Here is a 20,094-nt window from a genome sequence, read left to right as displayed (position 1 = left end):
GACGGTACGGGTGCGCCGTCGGCAGGTCTTCGGACTCGACAGGTACGCAAAAGCGCACCGATACACCGTTGCGGGACAGTTCCGGATTCGCACCGGATTCCCCTGCGGCGACAGCGAGGACGAGCATACATGTGGTGGGCGATGCTTGTGGGTGCCCCCATATGTTGTGTCGTACGACGAAGGGGCGGTACGGGACCGTGGTCCCGTACCGCCCCTCGAAGTGAGCGTCGGCGCTCAGCAGCAGCGGAAACCCTCGCGTGGGTCCGCCTCGCGCGCGTCCATGCGTTGCCGTTCGAACGCGCGCCGGCTCAGGATCTCCGCGTCGGGCGAGCAGGCCCGGGTGTGGGCGACGTACCGGTCGTACACCGCCTCCCCGGACAGCTCGCGCCACCAGTAACGGACCTGTGCCGCAAGGGAGTTCATCAGCGTGCCCCGGTGCCGACGCGCACGCCGCCGGTACCGTCACTGTCGCCGTCACCGTCGCTGTCGCCCGAGGGGCCCGAGCCGTCACCGGACGAGGCGGCCGCACCCACGGCCGCGAGCTCCGCCTTCTCCTCCTTGGTGGCCCAGAGCCCGGCCGGGGCGACCACCTTGGACTCGACGTACGGCGTCTCGGAGAGCTTCGCCGTCCCGGGGTTGCGGATGGCCTTGACGCAGACGCGGGTCGCGTCGGCGAGGACGATCAGGATGAGGACCGCGAACAGCACCGAAAGCACGCCGTCGACCGTGGAGTTGGTGACCACGGTCGACATGTCGTCCATGGACTTGGCGGGCGGCAGCACCTTGCCCGCGTCGATGCCGTCCTGGTACACGGAACGCTGGGCGAAGAAGCCGACCTTCGGGTCGTCCGAGAAGATCTTCTGCCAGCTCGCGGTCAGCGTCACGGCCACGTCCCAGAACAGCGGAACGGCCGTCACCCAGGCCCACTTGAGGCGTCCGGACTTGATGAGCAGCGTGGTGCAGACGGCGAGCGCGACGGCGGCGAGGAGCTGGTTCGCGATGCCGAAGAGCGGGAACAGCTGGTTGATGCCGCCGAGCGGGTCGTGCACGCCGACCCAGAGGAAGTAGCCCCAGCCGCCGACGACCACGGCGCTGGTGAGCCAGACGCCCGGTTTCCAGGAGACGTCGCGCAGCGGCTTCCACACGTTGCCGAGGGTGTCCTGGAGCATGAAGCGGCCGACGCGGGTACCGGCGTCGACGGTGGTCAGGATGAACAGCGCCTCGAACATGATCGCGAAGTGGTACCAGAACGCCTTGAGCCCGGCACCGCCGATCACCGCGGAGAAGATCTCCGACATACCGAGCGCGAACGTCGGGGCGCCACCGGTCTTGGAGAGCAGCGTGGGCTCCTCGACGGCCTTGGCGGCTGCCGTCAACTCCTCGGGGGAGATGGAGAATCCGAGGCTGTGCACCGCCTGCGAGGCGGAGTCGACGGTGGTGCCGAGGAAGCCCGCGGGCGAGTTGACCGCGAAGAACAGGCCGGGCTCGATGATGCAGGCCGCGATGACCGCCATGATCGCGACGAACGACTCGGTGAGCATGGAGCCGTAGCCGACCAGGCGGACCTGGGTCTCCTTCTGGATCATCTTCGGGGTGGTGCCCGAGGAGACCAGGGCGTGGAAGCCGGAGAGGGCGCCGCAGGCGATGGTGATGAAGACGAACGGGAAGAGCGAACCGGCGAAGACAGGACCGGTGCCGCTGGTCGCGAACTCGGTGACGGCGGGCATCTTCAGGTTCGGCAGCGCGATGACGACGCCGAGGGCGAGCAGCACGATCGTGCCGACCTTCATGAAGGTCGACAGGTAGTCGCGCGGCGCGAGCAGCATCCACACCGGAAGCACCGAGGCGAGGAACCCGTACACCACCATCCAGATGACCAGGGTGCCTGGTTCGAGGGTGAAGGTGTCGGCGAGTGAGGAGTCCGCGACCCAGCTGCCGGAGACGATCGCGAGCAGCAGCAGCGCGACGCCGATGACGGAGACCTCGGTGACCCGGCCGGGCCGCAGTATGCGCAGGTAGAAGCCCATGAACAGGGCGATCGGAATGGTCATCGCGATGGAGAAGACACCCCAGGGCGAGTGCGCCAGGGCGTTCACGATGACCAGGGCGAGCACCGCGAGCAGGATGATCATGATGGCGAAGACCGCGACCAGGGCGGCGGCGCCGCCGAACGGCCCGATCTCGTCCCGCGCCATCTGCCCGAGCGAACGCCCGTCGCGGCGGGTGGAGAAGAACAGCGTGACCATGTCCTGCACGGCACCCGCGAAGATCACGCCCGCGACGATCCAGATGGTCCCGGGGAGGTATCCCATCTGCGCGGCGAGTACGGGACCGACGAGCGGTCCGGCGCCGGCGATGGCCGCGAAGTGGTGGCCGAAGAGCACGCGCCGGTCGGTGGGGTGGAAGTCCACGCCGTTGTCGAGGCGTTCGGCCGGAGTGGCGCGGGTCTTGTCGACCTTCAGCACCTTGTCGGCGATGAACTTCGAGTAGAAGCGGTACGCGATGGCGTACGAGCCGAGCGCCGCGGCGAGCACCCAGGCGGCGGAGATCTCCTCACCGCGCGAGAGGGCGAGTACCCCCCAGCCCACGGCGCCGACCAGGGCGACGAGTGTCCAGATGACGATCGACTTGGGCGTGATTCTTCGCGTGCTCCGCGCCGTCGCGGGCGCCGACTCCGGCATGCTGGCTCCGTCCCTAGATCCCCTTGTAATGCGCTGGAAATCTAGGCGACCGTCTCGCCATGAGTCACCCCCTGTCCGCATATCGGTACGGCCACGAAATGCGCTTTCGACCCGTCAGCAGCAGCGGAAACCCTGCCGCGGGTCCGACTCCTGGCGGTCCGTCCGCTTCCGTTCGAAGGCGCGCCGCGACATCACGGCGGCGCACGGATGGTCCTTGCGCGCGTGCGCCACATAGCGGTCGTACGCCGACTCGTCGGTGAACTCGCGTACGTACCAGCGCACCGCCCGCCACCAGCGCGGGCCCCGGCCGGTCACGGTTCGCCGTCCGTGCGGGCGGAGTCGGGGCCGGAGGGTGGGGCGGCTGGGGCGGCCGTGGCGAGGGCGGCCTGCTCGGCCTTCTCCGCCTTGGTGGCCCAGATCCCGTCCGGCACGGTCAACTCCGACTTCACGTACGGCACTTCGCTGAGCCGGGAGGCGGCGGGGTCGCGCAGGTGCCGTACGCAGACCCGGGTGGCGTCGGCGATCACGACGAGGACGAGCAGGGCGAGCAGGGCCGCGAGGACGCCGTCGACGGTGGAGTTGGTGACGACGGTGTGCATGTCGTCCATGGACTTGGCGGGCGGCAGCACCTTGCCCGCGTCGATGGCGTCCTGGTAGATCGCGCGCTGCTCGAAGAAGCCGACGCGCGGGTCGCTGGAGAACACCTTCTGCCAGCTCGCGGTGAGTGTGACCGTGGCGTCCCAGGCGAGCGGAACGGCGGTGATCCAGGCCCACTTGAGGCGTCCGGACTTCACCAGGAGCGTGGTGCAGACGGCGAGCGCGACGGCGGCGAGGAGCTGGTTGGCGATGCCGAAGACCGGGAACAGCTGGTTGATCCCGCCGAGCGGCTCGTGCACGCCGACCCAGAGGAAGTACCCCCACAGGCCGGTCACCGCGGCGCTGGTGAGCAGCAGACCCGGCTTCCAACTCACGTTCCGGAACGGCTTGTGGACGTTGCCGAGCATGTCCTGGAGCATGAACCGCCCCACGCGCGTGCCCGCGTCGAGCGCGGTCAGGATGAACAGCGCCTCGAACATGATCGCGAAGTGGTACCAGAACGCCTTCAGGCCGCCCCCGGTGACCGTCGAGAAAATCTCCGAGACCCCGACGGCGAGGGTCGGCGCCCCACCCGTACGGGACAGCAGGGAGGCCTCCTCGACACTCTTCGCCGCAAGCGCCAACTCCTCGGGAGTGATGGAGTACCCGAAGTTCGCCACGGCCTCGGACGCGCTCTGCACGCTGTCGCCGATGACCCCGGCGGGCGCGTTCATCGCGAAGTACAGGCCCGGGTCGATGATGCTCGCCGCGATCAGCGCCATCACGGCCACGGACGACTCCATGAGCATGGAGCCGTAGCCGATCATCCGGATCTGCGTCTCCTTCTGGATCATCTTCGGCGTCGTACCGGAGGAGATCAGCGCGTGGAAACCGGAGAGGGCGCCGCAGGCGATGGTGATGAAGACGAACGGAAAGAGCGAACCGGCGAACACCGGCCCGTCCCCGCGCCCCGCGAACTCCGTGACCGGGTCCATCTTCAGCGTGGGCAGCGAGACCACCACCCCGAGCGCGAGCAGCACGATCGTGCCGACCTTCATGAACGTCGACAGGTAGTCGCGCGGCGCAAGCAGCATCCACACCGGAAGGACGGACGCGACGAAGCCGTACGCGACCAACCACACGACCAGCGTGGCCGGTTCGAGGGTGAAGGTGTCGGCGAGCGCGGACTCGGCCACCCAGCGGCCCGCGACGATCGCGAGCAGCAGCAGCGAGACCCCGATGAGGGTGACCTCGGAGACCCGCCCCGGCCGAAGGACCCGCAGGTAGAAGCCCATGAACAGGGCGATCGGAAGGGTCATCGCGATGGAGAAGGTGCCCCAGGGCGACTCGGCGAGCGCGTTCACGATCACCAGGGCGAGCACCCCGAGCAGGATGATCATGATGACGAAGGTGGCGACGAGCGCCGCGGCGCCGCCGAACGGGCCGATCTCCTCACGCGCCATCTGCCCGAGCGAACGGCCGTCGCGCCGGGTCGAGAAGAACAGCACCACCATGTCCTGTACGGCGCCCGCGAAGATCACGCCGACGATGATCCAGACGGTGCCCGGCAGGTACCCCATCTGCGCGGCGAGCACCGGACCGACGAGCGGCCCCGCCCCCGCGATGGCCGCGAAGTGGTGCCCGAGCAGCACGCGCCGGTCGGTGGGGTGGAAGTCGATCCCGTTGTCGAGCCGTTCGGCCGGGGTGGCGCGGGTCCGGTCGACCTTGAGCACCCGGTGCACGATGAACTTCGCGTAGAAGCGGTACGCGATGGCGTACGAGCCGAGGGCCGCGGCCACCATCCAGGCGGCCGACACCTCCTCACCGCGGGACAACGCGAGCACACTCCACCCGGCCGCACCGACCAGCGCGACGAGCGTCCAGACGAGGATGGTTCTGGGGCTTGCGGTACGCACCGGGGTTCCTCCCGTTCATGCGACGACGGGAGGAACGTAGAGCAGGAAGTGGTGCCGCACCAGGGGGCAGTCTCAGCCCGTCCGGCATCGTCCAGCCCGCCTGGCGCTTCAAATCAGCCCGTCCGGCTTCAACCAGCCCGCCAGCGTTCGGAATTCAGCCCGTCCGGCGATTGAGGACGAGCCCGAAGGGCGATCGACGGTTCCGAGCCGACGGTGCGGGCGCACAACCCCGGTGCGCACCCCCCACGTAAAGACTTACCCCTGCGGCCGCTGCAAGCGAGCGACGAACTTGTACCGGTCGCCGCGGTACACGGACCGCACCCACTCCACCGGCTGGCCCTCCGCGTCGACAGAGTGCCGGGACAGCATCAGCATCGGCAGCCCCACGTCCGTACCGAGCAGCGCCGCCTCGGTCGGGGTGGCGAGGGAGGTCTCGATGGTCTCCTCGGCCTCGGCGAGGTGGATGCCGTACACCTCGGCCAACGCCGTGTAGAGCGAGGTGTACTTGACCAGGGAGCGGCGCAGCGCGGGGAAGCGCTTGGCGGAGAGATGGGTGGTCTCGATCGCCATCGGCTCGCCGTTCGCGAGGCGGAGCCGCTGGATACGGAGCACCCGGCCGCCGGCGGCGATGTCGAGCAGCTCGGCGAGCCGGTCGTCGGCCGTGACGTACCCGATGTCGAGGAGCTGCGAGGCGGGTTCGAGCCCTTGCGCGCGCATGTCCTCGGTGTACGAGGTGAGTTGGAGCGTCTGGGACACCTTGGGCTTGGCCACGAACGTGCCCTTGCCCTGGATCCGCTCCAGGCGCCCCTCGACGACCAGTTCCTGAAGGGCCTGGCGCACGGTGGTGCGGGAGGTGTCGAACTCGGCGGCCAGCGTGCGCTCGGGCGGTACGGGCGTGCCGGGCGGCAGCGTCTCCGTCATGTCGAGCAAGTGCTTCTTGAGCCGGTAGTACTTGGGCACGCGTGCGGTACGGGTCGCGGCCTGCGGCTCGCGCGTCTCCGCGGACGCGATGCCCGTGCCGTTCTCCGTGCTGCTCGTCTCGGTGCCCATGCCCTGCCCATCTGTCCGAGAGGCCCCGCCCCTCTTCGCCGCTCCCTCGGACCCCGTCAGGGGGGACCGCCTGCGCGCGGTTCCCCGCTGCGGCTCCTGTGCTGCTGCCGTCACCGGCTCCTCCGTCTGTCGCGGCTCACATCGTGGCACGGCCCGGCCGCGACCTGTCGCTCTCCCTCAGGTGTCGGTCAGGTAACGGGATGCGGGACCCCTCTTATACACCCTTGACACCCCTAAAGGTCTAGGCCAAGCTCCCCGTACTGGTCTACACCATTAAAGACCAGGTCCCAGTCCCACGAACAGTGCACTGCCACATGTCGCCGAAGTGGGTGGGGGGTTGGTGGCATCCCTGAGGAGGGTGACGTGAAGCGCAAGCTCATAGCCGCGATCGGTGCAGCGGGCATGTTGGTGTCGGTCGCGGCCTGCGGTTCGGACGACGGCAAGAGCACGGGGGCGGACGGGTTCAAGGGCCAGACGCTGACCGTGTGGGCCATGGACGGTTCCACTCCCGACGGCTGGTCCAAGGACGTGAAGGCGGCCTTCGAGAAGAAGACCGGCGCCAAGCTCAAGGTCGAGATCCAGCAGTGGAACGGCATTCAGCAGAAGCTGACCACCGCCCTCTCCGAGGAGAACCCGCCCGACGTCTTCGAGATCGGCAACACCCAGACCCCGGCGTACGCGCAGACCGGAGGCCTCGCCGAACTGGAGGACCTCAAGAAGTCCATCGGCGCCGACTGGACCGAGACCCTCAACGAGCCCTCGGTCTTCGACGGTAAGCAGTACGCCGCCCCCTGGTTCGCCGCCAACCGCGTCGTCGTCTACAACAAGCGGGTCTTCAAGGAAGCCGGCGTCACCGGCATCCCCGAGACCCGCGCCGAACTCTTCGAGGCCTTCGACAAGATCAAGGCCAAGGGCAAGGCCGAGCCCGTCTACATGCCCGGCCAGAACTGGTACTTCTTCGACGGCCTGACCATCGGCACCGGCGCCGAACTGGTCAAGAAGAAGGGCGACAAGTGGGTCTCCAACCTCGCGGACCCCAAGGTCGGCGAGGCCATGGACATCTACAAGAAGTACGCCTCGTACTCCACCGCCCCCAAGGACAAGGACGAGGCCACCCCGCAGCAGGGTGAGGTCTTCGCCAAGGGCAAGACCGGCGCCTTCATCGGCATGGGCTGGGAATCCGGCATCGCCATCAAGGCCAACCCGAAGATCGAGAAGGACATCGGCTACTTCACGATCCCGGGCGACACCGCGGACAAGCCGGAAGGCGTCTTCCTCGGCGGCTCCAACCTCGCCGTCGCCGCGGGCAGCGAGAAGCAGGAACTCGCCAAGGAGTTCCTGAAGATCGCGCTCTCCGACAAGTTCGAGGGCCAGCTCTCCAAGGAACTCGGCGTCATCCCCAACAAGGAGTCGCTGCAGAAGAACCTCCAGGGCCAGCCCGCCGGCGAGGCCGCCGCTCCCGCCGTCGCCGGCGGCGGCACCACCCCGCTGATCCCCGAGTGGGCCGCCGTGGAGAACCCGCCGAACCCGATCAAGACCTACATGACCGCGGTCCTGAACGGTAAGTCGCACGCCGCCGCCGCCAAGCAGGTCGAGGGCGAGTTCAACAAGCGCCTCGCGCAGAAGCAGTGACCCACGCGCCGGGGACGGGCACCGGCCTCCCCGCCCCGCCCCCGGCGCGCCACTGCCGCACCGGAAAGCTCTCGTACGAAAGAGATGGCGAGCATGACCGTGCAGACCGAACGCCCGGACTCCCGCCCGGCGGAGGTCCTCAAGGCGGACGGCGGTGAACGGCGGGCGCCGCGCAGGACAGCGGCGGCACGGGCCCGCACCACCGCACTCGCGCCCTATCTGCTGCTGTTCCCCGCCCTCGCGGCGACCCTGCTGCTGCTCGGCTGGCCGCTGGTCAAGAACGGGCTCCTGTCGTTCCAGAACCTCAACATGAGGCAGCTGATCCAGCACCTCACCGAGTGGAACGGCATCGACAACTACGCCGAGGTGCTTGCCAGTTCGGAGTTCTGGCGGGTCGCCGTCCGCTCCGTCCTGTTCACCGGCGCCAATGTCGTACTCATCATGATCTTCGGCACCCTGGTCGGGCTGCTGCTCGCCCGGCTCGGCAGCAAGATGCGGCTGACCCTGCTCATCGGCCTCGTCCTCGCCTGGGCCATGCCGCCGATCGCCGGCACCACCGTCTTCCAGTGGCTGTTCGCCCAGCGCTTCGGCGTCGTCAACTGGGTGCTCGACAAGCTCGGCTTCCACTCGATGGCCGACCACAACTGGCTCGGCACGCAGTTCTCCACCTTCGCCGTGGTCACCCTGCTCATCGTCTGGCAGTCCATCCCGTTCGTGGCGATCAACCTGTACGCGGCCACCACCACCATCCCCAAGGAGCTCTACGAGGCCGCCTCGCTCGACGGCGCCGGCGCGTGGACGAGCTTCACCTCGGTCACCATGCCGTTCTTGCGGCCCTTCCTCCTCGCGACCACGTTCCTGGAGGTCATCTGGGTCTTCAAGGCCTTCACCCAGGTCTTCGCGATCAACGAGGGCGGCCCGGACCGGCTCACCGAGATCCTGCCCGTCTACGCGTACATCGAGGGCTTCGGCAACCAGCACTTCGGCATGGGCTCCGCCATCGCGCTGCTCACCATCGTGATCCTGCTCGCCCTGACCTCGTACTACCTTCGCATCGTGCTCAAGCAAGAGGAGGACGAGCTGTGAGCCGCTCCCGATCCACCGCGTCGCGGCTGCGCCGGATCTGGCCCAACGCCCTGGCCACCGTGCTGACCCTCGTCTTCGTCTTCCCCGTCTACTGGATGTTCGCCACGGCCTTCAAACCGACCGGCGACATCATCAGCGAGGACCCCGTCTGGTTCCCCCTCGACTTCACCTTCGAGCACTTCCAGACCGCCGTCACCGCCGACAACTTCTGGACCCTGGTACGGAATTCGGTCACCGTGACCGGGCTCGCGGTGCTGTTCTCCCTGGTCATCGCGCTGCTCGCGTCGTTCGCCCTGGCCCGGATGCGGTTCAAGGGGCGCCGCGGCTTCATCATCGCCTTCATGCTCGCGCAGATGGCGCCCTGGGAAGTCATGGTCATCGCGATCTACATGCTGGTCCGCGACGCCGACATGCTCAACAGCCTCGTCCCGCTCACCCTCTTCTACATGATGATGGTGCTGCCCTTCACGCTGCTCACGCTCCGCGGCTTCGTCGGGGCCATCCCCAAGGACCTGGAGGAGTCGGCGATGGTCGACGGCTGCAGCAGACCCCAGGCCTTCATCAAGGTCATCCTGCCGCTGCTCGCCCCCGGCCTGATGGCGACCTCCCTCTTCGGCTTCATCACCGCCTGGAACGAGTTCCCGATGGTGCTGATCCTCAACAAGCAGGCCGAGGCCCAGACCCTGCCCCTGTGGATCTCCAAGTTCCAGACCGTGTTCGGCGACGACTGGGGCGCCACCATGGCCGCCTCCTCCCTCTTCGCCATCCCGATCCTGCTCCTCTTCCTCTTCCTGCAGCGCAAGGCCGTCAGCGGCCTCACCGCAGGCGCCGTGAAGGGATAACCCCCGCCGTATGACGACACCCACCCGAGCCACCACCGGATCCAACGCGAAAGACGGGCTCGCCCGCGACGCCCTGGCCGTCCTCCAGCCGGGCTTCGTCGGCACCACCGCGCCCGAGTGGCTGCTCCGCCGCATCGGCGAAGGCCTGCACTCGGTCGGCCTGTTCGGCCGCAACATCGCCTCCCCTCATCAACTCGCCGCCCTCACCGCCCAGTTGCGCGCCGAACGCGAAGACGTGCTGGTGGCCATCGACGAGGAGGGCGGCGACGTCACCCGCCTCGAGGTCCGCTCCGGCTCCTCCTTCCCCGGCAACCACGCCCTCGGCGCCGTCGACGACCCGATCCTCACCCGCGACGTCGCCGCCGAACTCGGCCGTCGCCTCGCCACCTGCGGCGTCAACCTCAACTGGGCGCCGTCCGCCGATGTCAACTCCAACCCCGACAACCCGGTCATCGGCGTCCGCTCCTTCGGCGCCGACCGGGACCTGGTCGCCCGGCACACCGCCGCGTACGTCAAGGGCCTCCAGGCCGCCGGTGTGGCCGCCTGCACCAAGCACTTCCCCGGCCACGGCGACACCGCCGTGGACTCGCACCACTCGCTGCCGCGCATCGACGCGAGCCTCGACGTGCTGCGCGAACGGGAGTTGGCCCCCTTCCGCGCCGCCATCACCGCCGGCACCAAGGCCGTGATGAGCGCCCACATCCTGCTCCCGGCCCTCGACCCGGACCGCCCCGCGACGCTCTCCCGCCGCATCCTGACGGGCCTGCTCCGCGAGGAACTGAACTTCGACGGCCTGATCGTCACCGACGGCATGGAGATGCAGGCCATCTCCTCCACCTACGGCATCGAACGCGGCAGCGTCCTCGCCCTCGCCGCAGGCGCCGACGCGATCTGCGTCGGCGGCGGCCTCGCCGACGAGGAGACCGTCCTACGGCTCCGTGACGCCCTCGTCGCCGCCGTCCGCAGCGGCGAACTCCCCGAGGAACGCCTCGCCGACGCCGCCGCCCGGGTGCGCGCCCTGGGGGAGTGGACGACCACGGCGGTACGCGTCGAGAGCGGTGTCGGCCGCGACATCGGCCAGATCGCGGCCCGCCGCGCCCTCGCGGTCACCGTCGACGCCGAGCACCCGCTGCTCACCGCACCGGCCTTCGTCGCCGCACTCACCCCGATGGCCAACATCGCCGTCGGGGACGAGACCCCCTGGGGCGTCGCCGCCGAACTCACCCGCCTGCTCCCCGGCACCGAGACCGGCAGCTACGCGGCCGAGTCCGACCCCGCCGACATCCTCACCGCGGCCGGCGGACGCCGCATCGTCGCCGTCGTCCGCGACGCCCACCGCCACCCGTGGATGGCGGCCACCCTGGACGCCCTGCTCACCGCCCGCCCGGACACGGTGGTCGTCGAGATGGGCGTCCCCCAGGCACCCCCACGCGGCGCCGTACACATCGCCACCTACGGCGCGGCCCGAGTGTGCGCGGTAGCGGCAGCGGAGGCCCTGCTCGGCACGGACCACTGAACCCCACCGCAGCAGGTACGAAGGCGCCGGGCCAGTCCGCCGACCCCGGCGCCTTCGCCGTCTCAGCCGATCAAATCCCCTGCCAGGAGGGCTTGTTGTCGAAGGCGTGCCGGAAGTAGTCCGCCAGCTTCAGCTTGGACGCCGCCGCCTCGTCCACCACGACCGTGGCGTGCGGGTGCAACTGCAGCGCCGACGCGGGCACCAGCGAGGACACCGGCCCCTCGACGGTCTGCGCCACGGCCTCCGCCTTGCCCTCACCGGTGGCGAGCAGCACCAGATGGCGGGCGTCCAGGATGGTCCCGATGCCCTGGGTGATCACGTGGTGCGGCACCTGGTCGATGTCGTCGTCGAAGAAGCGCGCGTTGTCGATCCGGGTCTGCTCGATCAGCGTCTTGATCCGCGTACGCGAGGCGAGCGAGGAGCACGGCTCGTTGAACCCGATGTGCCCGTCGGTCCCGATCCCGAGGATCTGCAGGTCCACCCCGCCGGCCCCGGCCAGCGCCTTGTCGTACGCCTCGCACGCCGCCTGCACGTCCTCGGCGCTGCCGTCCGGCCCCATGAACTGGTCCGCGGGCAGTCCGAGCGGCTCGACCACCTGACGGAGCACGGTCGCGCGGTACGACTCCGGATGCCCGGCGGGCAGCCCCACATACTCGTCGAGCTGGCAGATCCGCGCCCGCGACGCGTCCACGCCGCCGCCCCGCACCTTGGCGATCAGGGCGTCGTAGATGGGCAGCGGGGTCGATCCGGTGGCCACGCCGAGCAGCGCGTCGGGCTTGCGGGCGAGCAGGTCCACGATGGCCCCCGCGATGAGCTCTCCGCCCGCCTTGGCGTCCTTGACGATGACAACTTCCACGCTGGGCCTGCCGATCTGAGGTAGTGGATAGTGCACGCGTTGGTCATGGTGGTATAGACCAATCTAACAGAGCAACCCCCGCCCCGCCGCCGGAACTCGACACCTCTCTCGGCGCCACTCTTCGCCCCTCGGGCGCTCCGCGATCCACCCCCGACCACTCCACACCCGAGCCGCCGGAGGTGCGAGTCGGAAGGGTGCGCGAGGGGGTGGCAGGGGTCCGCCGGTCTTCGGTCCACATGTCATGAGCTCCATTTCCCTAGCGGTCGCTACAAAAAGAACCGTAGCCCGATCTCGCCCAGATTTTCTAGTGTCCGCTATACAATTCACTCCATGGTGGCGAACCCGGCAGCGAAGCGACGCACGACCCCGGCGGCGACGGAGAGATCCGCGGACGCCGCGGCGGCGAAGGCGGTAGCGGCGGAGCCCGCGAAGAAGAACGTCAAGGATCCCGCCGCAGGCCCGGCGAAGCAGCGTGGGCGCCCGCGCTCCTTCGACCGCGAGAAGGCCCTCCGCCAAGCGATCTGGACCTTCTGGGAGCGGGGCTACGAAGCGACGTCCGTCTCCGACCTCACCCGCGCCATGGGTATCGGACCCCCCAGCCTCTACGCCGCCTTCGGCGACAAGCGCACCCTCTTCGAAGAGGTCCTGGAGACATACGTCGACTCGTACGGCTCCTTCGGCACGCGCGCTCTCGACGAGGAACCCACCGCCCGAGCCGCCCTGGGCCGGATGCTGCACGAGGCGGCCGCCGAGTTCGCCGCCCCCGGCCGCCCGCACGGCTGCCTCGTCATCCACGCCGCCACCAACTGCACGACCCCCGAGGTCGAACAGACCCTGCGGGAGCGGCGCGAGGCCAACATCAGCACGTTCGAGTCTCGTATCCGCGCCGGAGTAGCGGCCCGCGAACTGCCCGCGGACTGCGATCCCGGAGCCCTCGCCCGCTACACGGCAGCCGTCTTCCAGGGCATGTCGCAGCAGGCCAGGGACGGTGCCACCCAAGAGGAGCTGGAGCGCGTAGCCGACCTCGCGATGGCCGCATGGCCCCCCGCCCCGTGAGCGGTAGGGGACAGGGCGCAAGATGTGAGGGTGCGACTCATTGCGGCGCGGGCTGCCGCAGAGGTAGAAAGCCGCAGGGGCAGATGGCCGTTGAGGCGGCGCAGGAGAACAAACATCTACCCACGCATGGACATCCGAGAATGGTCTAGTCCACAATGCACTGGTAAAGCTTCCGCTCTTCCCGCACAGAAGAGCGGAGTGAGGCGCCCGACGCTCTCTGCCCTGACCGCGTCGGAGCCTCTCGGCCGCACGGGAACCGCACACCCGACGGCCGGAACAGCTCCGGGCTGCGGTGCCGAGAGGGTTGAGGGTCCCTCTCAGGTGCCGCGGCCCGCGGGTGTTTTCAGGCCCGGAACCGGCGCGCCCTACGAGGTCGGCGCTGTCCGAGGCGGCAGGTACGCTCGCACACGTGCCCTCCATGAACGAACTCGTACGCCAGCACACAGCCCTCGGTGACACCGACCTCGAGTGGCTGCACCTGCTGGTCTCGGAGTGGCAGCTGCTCTCCGACCTCTCCTTCGCGGACCTGGTCCTGTGGGTGCCCACCCGCGACGGCACGCGCTATGTGTCGGTCGCCCAGATGCGCCCCAACACCGGCCCGACCTCGTACCAGGACGACATGGTCGGCCACCTCGTCCCCCGCGGCCGGCGCCCCCTGCTCGACGCCGCGCTCGACGAGGGCCGCATCGTGCGCGAGGGCGATCCGGAGTGGCGCGAGGAGGTGCCGGTCCGCGTCGAGTCGATCCCCGTGCGCCGCGAGGGCCGCGTCCTCGGCGTCATCGCCCGCAACACCAACCTGCTCACGGTCCGCACACCGAGCCGCCTGGAGCTGACGTACCTCCAGAGCGCCTCCGACCTCGCGCAGATGATCGCCGCAGGGTCCTTCCCGTTCCCCGGTCAGCAGGTCGACATGGACGCGTCACCGCGCGTGGGCGACGGCCTGATCCGTCTCGACGCCGACGGCATCGTGCAGTACGCCTCGCCGAACGCCCTGTCCGCGTACCACCGCCTTGGCCTCGCCGCCGACCTGGTCGGCCACCACCTCGGCCGGGCCACCGCCGAACTCGCTCCCTCCCGCGGCCCCGTGGACGAAGCGCTGGTCAAGCTGGCCAGCGGCTGGGCGCCGCGCGAGACGGAGGTCGAGGGCGACGACGGCGTGATCCAACTCCGCGCCATCCCGCTCAAGCCCAAGGGCACCCGGATCGGCTCCCTCGTACTGCTGCGCGACGTGACCGAACTGCGCCGCCGCGAGCGCGAGTTGATCACCAAGGACGCCACCATCCGGGAGATCCACCACCGGGTGAAGAACAATCTGCAGACGGTCGCCGCCCTGCTCCGCCTGCAGGCCCGCCGGATCGACTCCGACCGCGGCCGCGCCGCGCTCGAAGAGGCCGTGCGTCGCGTGGGTTCCATCGCGATCGTGCACGAGACGCTGTCGCAGAACCTCGACGAGCGCGTCGAGTTCGACGAGATCGCCGACCGGGTCCTCGCGATGGTCGCCGAGATCTCCCCGGGCAAGGTCACCGGTCGCCGCAGCGGACGCTTCGGCATCCTCGACGCCGAGGTCGCCACCCCGCTGTCGATGGTCCTCACCGAGGTCTTGCAGAACGCCCTGGAGCACGGCTTCCGCGAAGGCGACCACGGCACGGTCGAGGTCTCCGCGGTCCGTGGGGGTACGCGGAAGGACGCCCGCCTCCTCATCACCGTCCAGGACGACGGCGTCGGCCTGCCCGCCGACTTCGACCCGCACCGCACCGGCAACCTGGGCCTGCAGATCGTACGGACCTTGGTGGAAGGCGAGTTGGGGGGCACGTTCGACATGGTCCCCGCACCCGAGCGCGGCACCCAGGTCATCCTCGACATCCCGGTGCGCGGCGACAAGTAGGCACGGGCGGCGAGGGGCACTGTGCCCTCGCCGCATCAACTCGACTTACCCGTAAGCCGGTTGACCTCCCGCGATGTGTCGCAGCACACAGCGGCAAGCCCCGCACAGCAGCGAGCCCCGCACGGCAGCAAGCGCACACAGCACTAAGCGCACACAGCAGTAAGCCCCGGACCTTGGTGGGTCCGGGGCTCAAAGCTCACGTTGCTGAGCGCATCGGGGGGTACTGCGCGCTGCGGCTCGGGGGCGGGAGATGCGTACTCGCCGTACGCGCCGCCGGGCTCAGGCCGTTCGGGGCGTGGGTGTCAGGCGCTGGCCTGGCGGGCCCGGTTGCGGGCGGCGCGGCGCTTCATTGCGCGACGCTCGTCCTCGCTGAGGCCACCCCAGACGCCGGAGTCCTGGCCGGACTCGAGCGCCCACTGCAGGCACTGCTCCACGACGGGGCAGCGGCGGCAGACGGCCTTGGCTTCCTCGATCTGCAGCAGCGCAGGACCGGTGTTGCCGATGGGGAAGAAGAGCTCGGGGTCTTCCTCGCGGCAAACGGCGTTGTGACGCCAGTCCATGGCTGCTACCTCTCCTTGGTATTACATGCAGGTTGCTTGTGAATGTGAACGCTTTCACGAATCCCCCCGCAAGGGAAGGGCCAGCCACCAGTCGCCTGGTGTAGGTCCTGTGTGAGAGAGGGGGTTCGGGCTCTCTGTGGGGCCGGTGTTGCGGGCCGTCCTGAGCGCCAAGAAGAGATTCGCAAACCTCGGCGGCGGATACAACCCCTTCCGGAAAGTTTTTTTTGATTCCTCGGTGTCGGCTAGGTCACAGCCGTACTTCCATGGGGTGGAGGCTGGTCTAAACGTTCGACTGAAAGGACTTAGGGCCCTTCCACTCACACAATCACACGCAGTGCACGGCGTACGCCTGTGAACGTCACGCTCGTACGGAGCCCCAGGTGGTCACCGTCCATCTGGAAGGGCAGCGGGACCTTTGATTGCAAGGTGAAGTCCGTCAGATCGTGCAGGGTGGCCGCGTGCTTTCCGTGCGGTCCGCGGTCGGGTGTCGAGGTCAGCAGCTGGGTCGCGTAACGGGCCATCGCCGGGGTCGACAGTTTCTTGAGTCCGAGCACGTCAAGGCCGGTGTCGAAGGATGCCTGCGGGGACGCGTACACCGGGCGATTGCCCAGGTAGGTCCACGGCGAGGTATTGCACACTATGGCCAGCACAAGATCGTCGAGTTCTTCTTCGCCGGGGCGACCGAGGGTGATCGTGCCATTCCTGCGGTGCTGTTCGTCGAGGAATTGGCGGACCATCTGTCGCACATAGAGCGCATGTGTCGAACGCCTGCCGCGCTCGCGTTCCTTCTCGACCCGGCCGATCACGCTCGCGTCGAAGCCGAGGCCCGCGCAGAAAGTGAACCAGCGCTCCGGAACCCCTTCGTCCTCCGTGCCCGGCGTGCCCGCGGCCAGACCGAGGCCGACCGTGCGCCGGCTGCCGGTGCGGAGGGCGTCGAGCAGGGCGCCGGTCGCCTCGACGGGATCGTTGGGCAGACCGAGGGCGCGGGCGAAGACGTTGGTGGAGCCACCGGGGACCACCGCGAGGCCCGGCAGGGAGTCTAGGTTCGGGCCGTTGTGCAGGAGGCCGTTCACGACCTCGTTGACGGTGCCGTCGCCGCCGAGGGCGACGACCAGCTCGATGTCCTTGCTCTCCGCGGCCTGCCGGCCCAGGTCGCGGGCGTGACCGCGGTACTCCGTGGTCACCGCCTCGAGCTTCATCTCGCTGGCGAGCGCGTGGATCAGTACGTCCCGCGTGCGGGCACTGGTGGTGGTGGCTGCCGGGTTGACCACGAGAAGTGCACGCATGCGGAGCAGCGTACCCATCGCTCTTTACGTGACCCAGACCCAGGTCCGCACCTGGCCCCCGGTGAGGCCGGGGTGCGGGGCTACCCTGCATGGGTGAGCAGTGCTGAGCAGACCCAGAACTCCGAAGGCCCGCGTCCCGGGCGACTGACCGCCGCCGCGGCGCTCGCCGCGCTCGAAGGGCTTGTGCTCGTCGCCGTGGGCGGATACCTGGCCGTGCAGGGGCTGGTCGGGGACGCGGGCGACATGCGGTCCGCGGTGACCGGTGGGCTCACCATGATCGCGCTTGCGCTGCTGCCGCTGATCGCCGCGCGGGGTCTGTTCAAGCTGCGGAGCTGGAGCCGCGGCCCTGCGGTCATCACGCAGATCATGGCGCTGCCGGTGGCCTGGCAGCTGCTGCAGACGAACAGCGTCGCCATCCCGGGCGGCATCGCGCTCGCCGTGGTCGCGGTGACGTCGCTGGTGCTGCTGGTGAACCCGGAGACGACCAAGGCGCTGGGCATCGGGCCGCGCGACGCCGCTTAGCGCGCCCGGCCCGTCGTACGACCTGTCGTACGTCTCGTTCGCGTCGGAGAGCTTGTCACTCCTCGACGAGCAGTCGTTCGCGCAGCTGGGCGAGGGTGCGGGCGAGCAGCCGGGAGACGTGCATCTGGGAGATGCCGACCTCCTGGGCGATCTGCGACTGCGTCATGTTCCCGAAGAAGCGGAGCAGCAGGATGCGCTTCTCGCGGGGTGGAAGGTCCTCGAGGAGCGGCTTCAGGGACTCGCGGTACTCGACGCCCTCAAGCGCCTCGTCCTCCGAGCCCAGGGTGTCCGCGACCGCGGGGGACTCGTCGTCGGTGTCCGGGACGTCCAGGGACAGCGTGGAGTAGGCGTTCGCCGACTCCAGGCCCTCCAGGACCTCCTCCTCGGAGATGCTCAGCCGCTCGGCCAGCTCGTGCACCGTGGGGGAGCGGCCGTGCTGCTGGGAGAGCTCGGCGGTGGCGGTGGTCAGGGCGAGACGCAGCTCCTGCAGCCGGCGCGGTACGCGCACCGCCCAGCCCTTGTCGCGGAAGTGGCGCTTGATCTCGCCGACGACGGTGGGTGTCGCGTACGTCGAGAACTCGACGCCGCGCTCCGGGTCGAAGCGGTCCACCGACTTGATCAGGCCGATGGTGGCCACCTGGGTCAGGTCGTCCAGCGGTTCGCCGCGGTTGCGGAAGCGGCGGGCCAGGTGCTCGACCAGGGGCAGGTGCATGCGGACCAGCTGGTTGCGCAGTTCCGCGTACTCCGGGCTGCTGTCGGGCAGCTTGCGGAGCTCGATGAACATGGCTCGCGCGCCGCTGCGGTCCTGCGGATCGTGGTGGTGCCCGTGCTCTGTCATGTGTCCCGCCCGTCGCCCCTCGCCGACCTGGCGCTCGCCCCTGTCGTCGCGCTGTGCCTGCTCCGTGGTGCCCGGTTCTTCCGGGTGCGGCCTGGCCTGTTGTTCGGGGATGCCCGTGGCGCGTCGCGCCCGGGACTCTCCGCCGCTGCCGTCGGCGTTCGCGGCGGGCAGACTCGATGTGCTGCGCTCTTCGTCACGCACCGGCCCGTCCCCGTCCCTCACGCCGGCCCGGGTCCCGCGCCGCGCTGTTTGTACAGGCTGATCGAGACGGTCTTGTCGTCGGCGACCGTGGAGTCGACCTTGCCCGCGAGGGCTGACAGGACAGTCCAGGCAAAGGTGTCACGCTCAGGGGCCCGGCCGTCGGTCGTGGGCGCCGAGACCGTGACCTCGAGGGAGTCGTCGACGAGGCGGAAGACACAGCTGAGCACCGAGCCGGGCACGGCCTGCTGCAGCAGGATCGCGCAGGCCTCGTCGACCGCGATGCGCAGGTCCTCGATCTCGTCCAAGGTGAAGTCAAGACGCGCCGCGAGGCCGGCCGTGGCCGTCCGCAGCACCGAAAGGTAGGCACCCGCAGCCGGCAGCCGGACTTCCACGAAGTCCTGAGTCCCGGGCTCGCCTGCGATCTGGGACACCCTCACCTCCAAGGTGGTACAAGCACGTTCGGGGTTCCGGCCCGCCGCTCGGCGGCGTTCCGGCACAGCGTCGCACGGGTGCTGCGCTGTGTGTTCAGCAGGTGACGCTATCGCGCTCCGGCGCTCTGTGTCCCGCGGACCCCAAGCCCGTCTGTTCACTCATAGTAAGTCGTTCGGTACGGACAGTGGCTAGGGGTTGCGCGGGTCCAATTGGAAAGAGCGCGCGCCGGGTTGACGTACCCAGGTCCGGGGCGGTCGAACCGCCCGGAGGCGCTCCTCGGCCGGTCACTGTCCGTTGTCACTAGACGAGTACGCCGTCCTCGAAGCACCAGCGCCAGTCCTGCCCCGGTTCGAAGGTGCGCATCACCGGGTGGCCGGTCTCCTTGAAGTGTGCCGAAGCGTGTCGGTACGGCGACGAGTCGCAGCAGCCTATGTGCCCGCAGCTCAGGCACAGGCGCAGCTGCACCGGGTGGCTGCCGACCGCCAGGCACTCGGGGCAGGTCGAGGTCAGCGGTGCGGGTTCGGGGTGCGGCAGCAGGGGGAGGTGCGAGCACTCGTTCATGATGGCCAGGTTACGACGCACCTGTGACAGTGCACTTGGACGTGCACGTGCCGAAGGGGACGGGCCCGAGCCGATGCATGCCTTGCCGTTGCTGTTGTTGGTCGCGGGCAGTGCCGTGGTGGCCGGGGTGGCCCGCCGCACCCCGGTTCCGGCGCCGCTGCTGCTGGTCGCCGCCGGTCTGGTGATCTCGTACGTGCCCGGCGTGCCCGCGTACGAGCTGGATCCGCAGGTCGTTCTGCCGCTGTTGCTGCCGCCGCTGCTCTACACGGCCGGTGTGGAGAGTTCGTATCTCGATCTGCGGGCCAACTGGCGGCCGGTGGCGCTGCTTTCCGTCGGTTACGTGCTGTTCGCGACGCTGGTGGTCGGCTACGCGGTGTATCTGATCGTGCCCGGTCTGCCGCTCACGGCGGCGCTCGTGCTCGGGGCGGTGATCGCGCCGCCGGACGCCGTCGCGGCGACGGCCATCGCGCGCCGGGTCGGACTGCCCTCGCGGATCACCACGATCCTGCAGGGCGAGTCGCTGGTGAACGACGCCACCGCGATCACCGCCTACAAGGTGGCGCTCGCCGCGGCGGTCGGTGATGGCGCCAGTTGGGCG

At 69.2% G+C, this 20,094-nt stretch carries 19 protein-coding genes and 1 riboswitch; of the genes, 8 read left to right on the top strand and 11 right to left on the bottom strand.

Annotated elements, in window-relative coordinates:
- Positions 1-3: 3 nt before the first annotated feature.
- Positions 4-133: riboswitch (cobalamin riboswitch) on the bottom strand.
- Between the two features lie 101 nt (positions 134-234).
- The 5 genes from GUY60_RS06640 to GUY60_RS06620 all read right to left on the bottom strand — a co-directional run bounded on the left by GUY60_RS06640 (position 235) and on the right by GUY60_RS06620 (position 6,223).
- Positions 235-423, bottom strand: coding sequence for a YbdD/YjiX family protein (locus GUY60_RS06640; protein WP_161694772.1), 189 nt, complete (start codon positions 421-423; stop codon positions 235-237).
- Complete coding sequence (locus GUY60_RS06635) at positions 423-2,681, bottom strand: carbon starvation CstA family protein (protein WP_161694770.1); 2,259 nt, start codon at positions 2,679-2,681, stop codon at positions 423-425. The genes GUY60_RS06640 and GUY60_RS06635 overlap by 1 nt, the downstream gene beginning before the upstream one ends.
- 114 nt (positions 2,682-2,795) lie before the next feature.
- Positions 2,796-2,996: a YbdD/YjiX family protein gene (locus tag GUY60_RS38805; RefSeq protein WP_161694768.1), complete on the bottom strand. Its 201-nt coding sequence runs from the start codon at positions 2,994-2,996 to the stop codon at positions 2,796-2,798.
- Complete coding sequence (locus GUY60_RS06625) at positions 2,993-5,173, bottom strand: carbon starvation CstA family protein (RefSeq protein ID WP_161694766.1); 2,181 nt, start codon at positions 5,171-5,173, stop codon at positions 2,993-2,995. Before GUY60_RS06625 ends, GUY60_RS38805 begins: the two co-directional genes overlap by 4 nt.
- 255 nt (positions 5,174-5,428) lie before the next feature.
- Complete coding sequence (locus GUY60_RS06620) at positions 5,429-6,223, bottom strand: GntR family transcriptional regulator (RefSeq protein WP_188132215.1); 795 nt, start codon at positions 6,221-6,223, stop codon at positions 5,429-5,431.
- A 363-nt stretch (positions 6,224-6,586) separates the two neighbouring features.
- Between GUY60_RS06620 and GUY60_RS06615 the strand changes: the two genes are divergently transcribed.
- From GUY60_RS06615 to GUY60_RS06600, 4 genes are all read left to right on the top strand, one after another.
- Entirely contained in the window at positions 6,587-7,855 is a 1,269-nt protein-coding gene (locus GUY60_RS06615; RefSeq protein ID WP_161694764.1) for an extracellular solute-binding protein, read from the top strand.
- 93 nt (positions 7,856-7,948) lie between these two features.
- Positions 7,949-8,941 carry a carbohydrate ABC transporter permease gene (locus GUY60_RS06610; protein ID WP_161694762.1) on the top strand — a complete coding sequence of 331 codons (993 nt, stop codon included), beginning with the start codon at positions 7,949-7,951 and terminating at the stop codon, positions 8,939-8,941.
- Complete coding sequence (locus GUY60_RS06605; protein WP_312866206.1) at positions 8,938-9,783, top strand: carbohydrate ABC transporter permease; 846 nt, start codon at positions 8,938-8,940, stop codon at positions 9,781-9,783. Before GUY60_RS06610 ends, GUY60_RS06605 begins: the two co-directional genes overlap by 4 nt.
- A 10-nt stretch (positions 9,784-9,793) precedes the next feature.
- Positions 9,794-11,299, top strand: coding sequence for a glycoside hydrolase family 3 protein (locus GUY60_RS06600; protein ID WP_161694760.1), 1,506 nt, complete (start codon positions 9,794-9,796; stop codon positions 11,297-11,299).
- Positions 11,300-11,369: 70 nt separating this feature from the next.
- On the opposite strand, the gene nagB is transcribed toward GUY60_RS06600, so the two are convergent.
- The gene (gene nagB / locus GUY60_RS06595; protein ID WP_161694758.1) at positions 11,370-12,155 is read right to left on the bottom strand and encodes a glucosamine-6-phosphate deaminase; all 786 of its coding nucleotides are present in this window, start codon (positions 12,153-12,155) and stop codon (positions 11,370-11,372) included.
- 330 nt (positions 12,156-12,485) lie between these two features.
- Here nagB and GUY60_RS06590 point away from each other — a divergent pair, with 330 nt between their 5' ends.
- Complete coding sequence (locus GUY60_RS06590; protein WP_161694756.1) at positions 12,486-13,211, top strand: TetR/AcrR family transcriptional regulator; 726 nt, start codon at positions 12,486-12,488, stop codon at positions 13,209-13,211.
- A gap of 418 nt (positions 13,212-13,629) precedes the next feature.
- Positions 13,630-15,096 carry a sensor histidine kinase gene (locus tag GUY60_RS06585; protein WP_161694800.1) on the top strand — a complete coding sequence of 489 codons (1,467 nt, stop codon included), beginning with the start codon at positions 13,630-13,632 and terminating at the stop codon, positions 15,094-15,096.
- Positions 15,097-15,398: 302 nt separating this feature from the next.
- Here the strand turns inward: GUY60_RS06585 and GUY60_RS06580 are convergent, their stop codons facing one another.
- Both GUY60_RS06580 and GUY60_RS06575 read right to left on the bottom strand, forming a co-directional pair.
- The gene (locus GUY60_RS06580) at positions 15,399-15,656 is read right to left on the bottom strand and encodes a WhiB family transcriptional regulator (RefSeq protein ID WP_040248489.1); all 258 of its coding nucleotides are present in this window, start codon (positions 15,654-15,656) and stop codon (positions 15,399-15,401) included.
- A gap of 317 nt (positions 15,657-15,973) precedes the next feature.
- Positions 15,974-16,942: a diacylglycerol/lipid kinase family protein gene (locus GUY60_RS06575; protein WP_161694754.1), complete on the bottom strand. Its 969-nt coding sequence runs from the start codon at positions 16,940-16,942 to the stop codon at positions 15,974-15,976.
- Between the two features lie 93 nt (positions 16,943-17,035).
- On the opposite strand from GUY60_RS06575, the gene GUY60_RS06570 reads away from it, so the two are divergent.
- Positions 17,036-17,464 (top strand): hypothetical protein, encoded by a 429-nt coding sequence (locus GUY60_RS06570; protein WP_312866205.1) that lies wholly within the window; start codon positions 17,036-17,038, stop codon positions 17,462-17,464.
- A gap of 55 nt (positions 17,465-17,519) precedes the next feature.
- Here the strand turns inward: GUY60_RS06570 and GUY60_RS06565 are convergent, their stop codons facing one another.
- The 3 genes from GUY60_RS06565 to GUY60_RS06555 form a co-directional block, all read right to left on the bottom strand.
- Entirely contained in the window at positions 17,520-18,473 is a 954-nt protein-coding gene (locus GUY60_RS06565; RefSeq protein ID WP_188132217.1) for an RNA polymerase sigma factor SigF, read from the bottom strand.
- A 47-nt stretch (positions 18,474-18,520) separates the two neighbouring features.
- Entirely contained in the window at positions 18,521-18,934 is a 414-nt protein-coding gene (locus GUY60_RS06560) for an ATP-binding protein (protein WP_161694748.1), read from the bottom strand.
- A 301-nt stretch (positions 18,935-19,235) separates the two neighbouring features.
- Positions 19,236-19,496 carry a UBP-type zinc finger domain-containing protein gene (locus GUY60_RS06555; protein ID WP_161694746.1) on the bottom strand — a complete coding sequence of 87 codons (261 nt, stop codon included), beginning with the start codon at positions 19,494-19,496 and terminating at the stop codon, positions 19,236-19,238.
- Between the two features lie 73 nt (positions 19,497-19,569).
- On the opposite strand from GUY60_RS06555, the gene GUY60_RS06550 reads away from it, so the two are divergent.
- On the top strand, positions 19,570-20,094 hold a 525-nt coding region (locus GUY60_RS06550; RefSeq protein ID WP_187369946.1), incomplete at its 3' end, for a cation:proton antiporter domain-containing protein.

Origin of the sequence: Streptomyces boluensis, from assembly GCF_009908195.1 — a bacterium.
Taxonomy (GTDB): Bacteria; Actinomycetota; Actinomycetes; order Streptomycetales; family Streptomycetaceae; genus Streptomyces; species Streptomyces boluensis.
The sequence above is the reverse complement of the archived record's forward strand: the minus strand, read 5'-3'. Positions and strand labels throughout refer to the sequence as shown.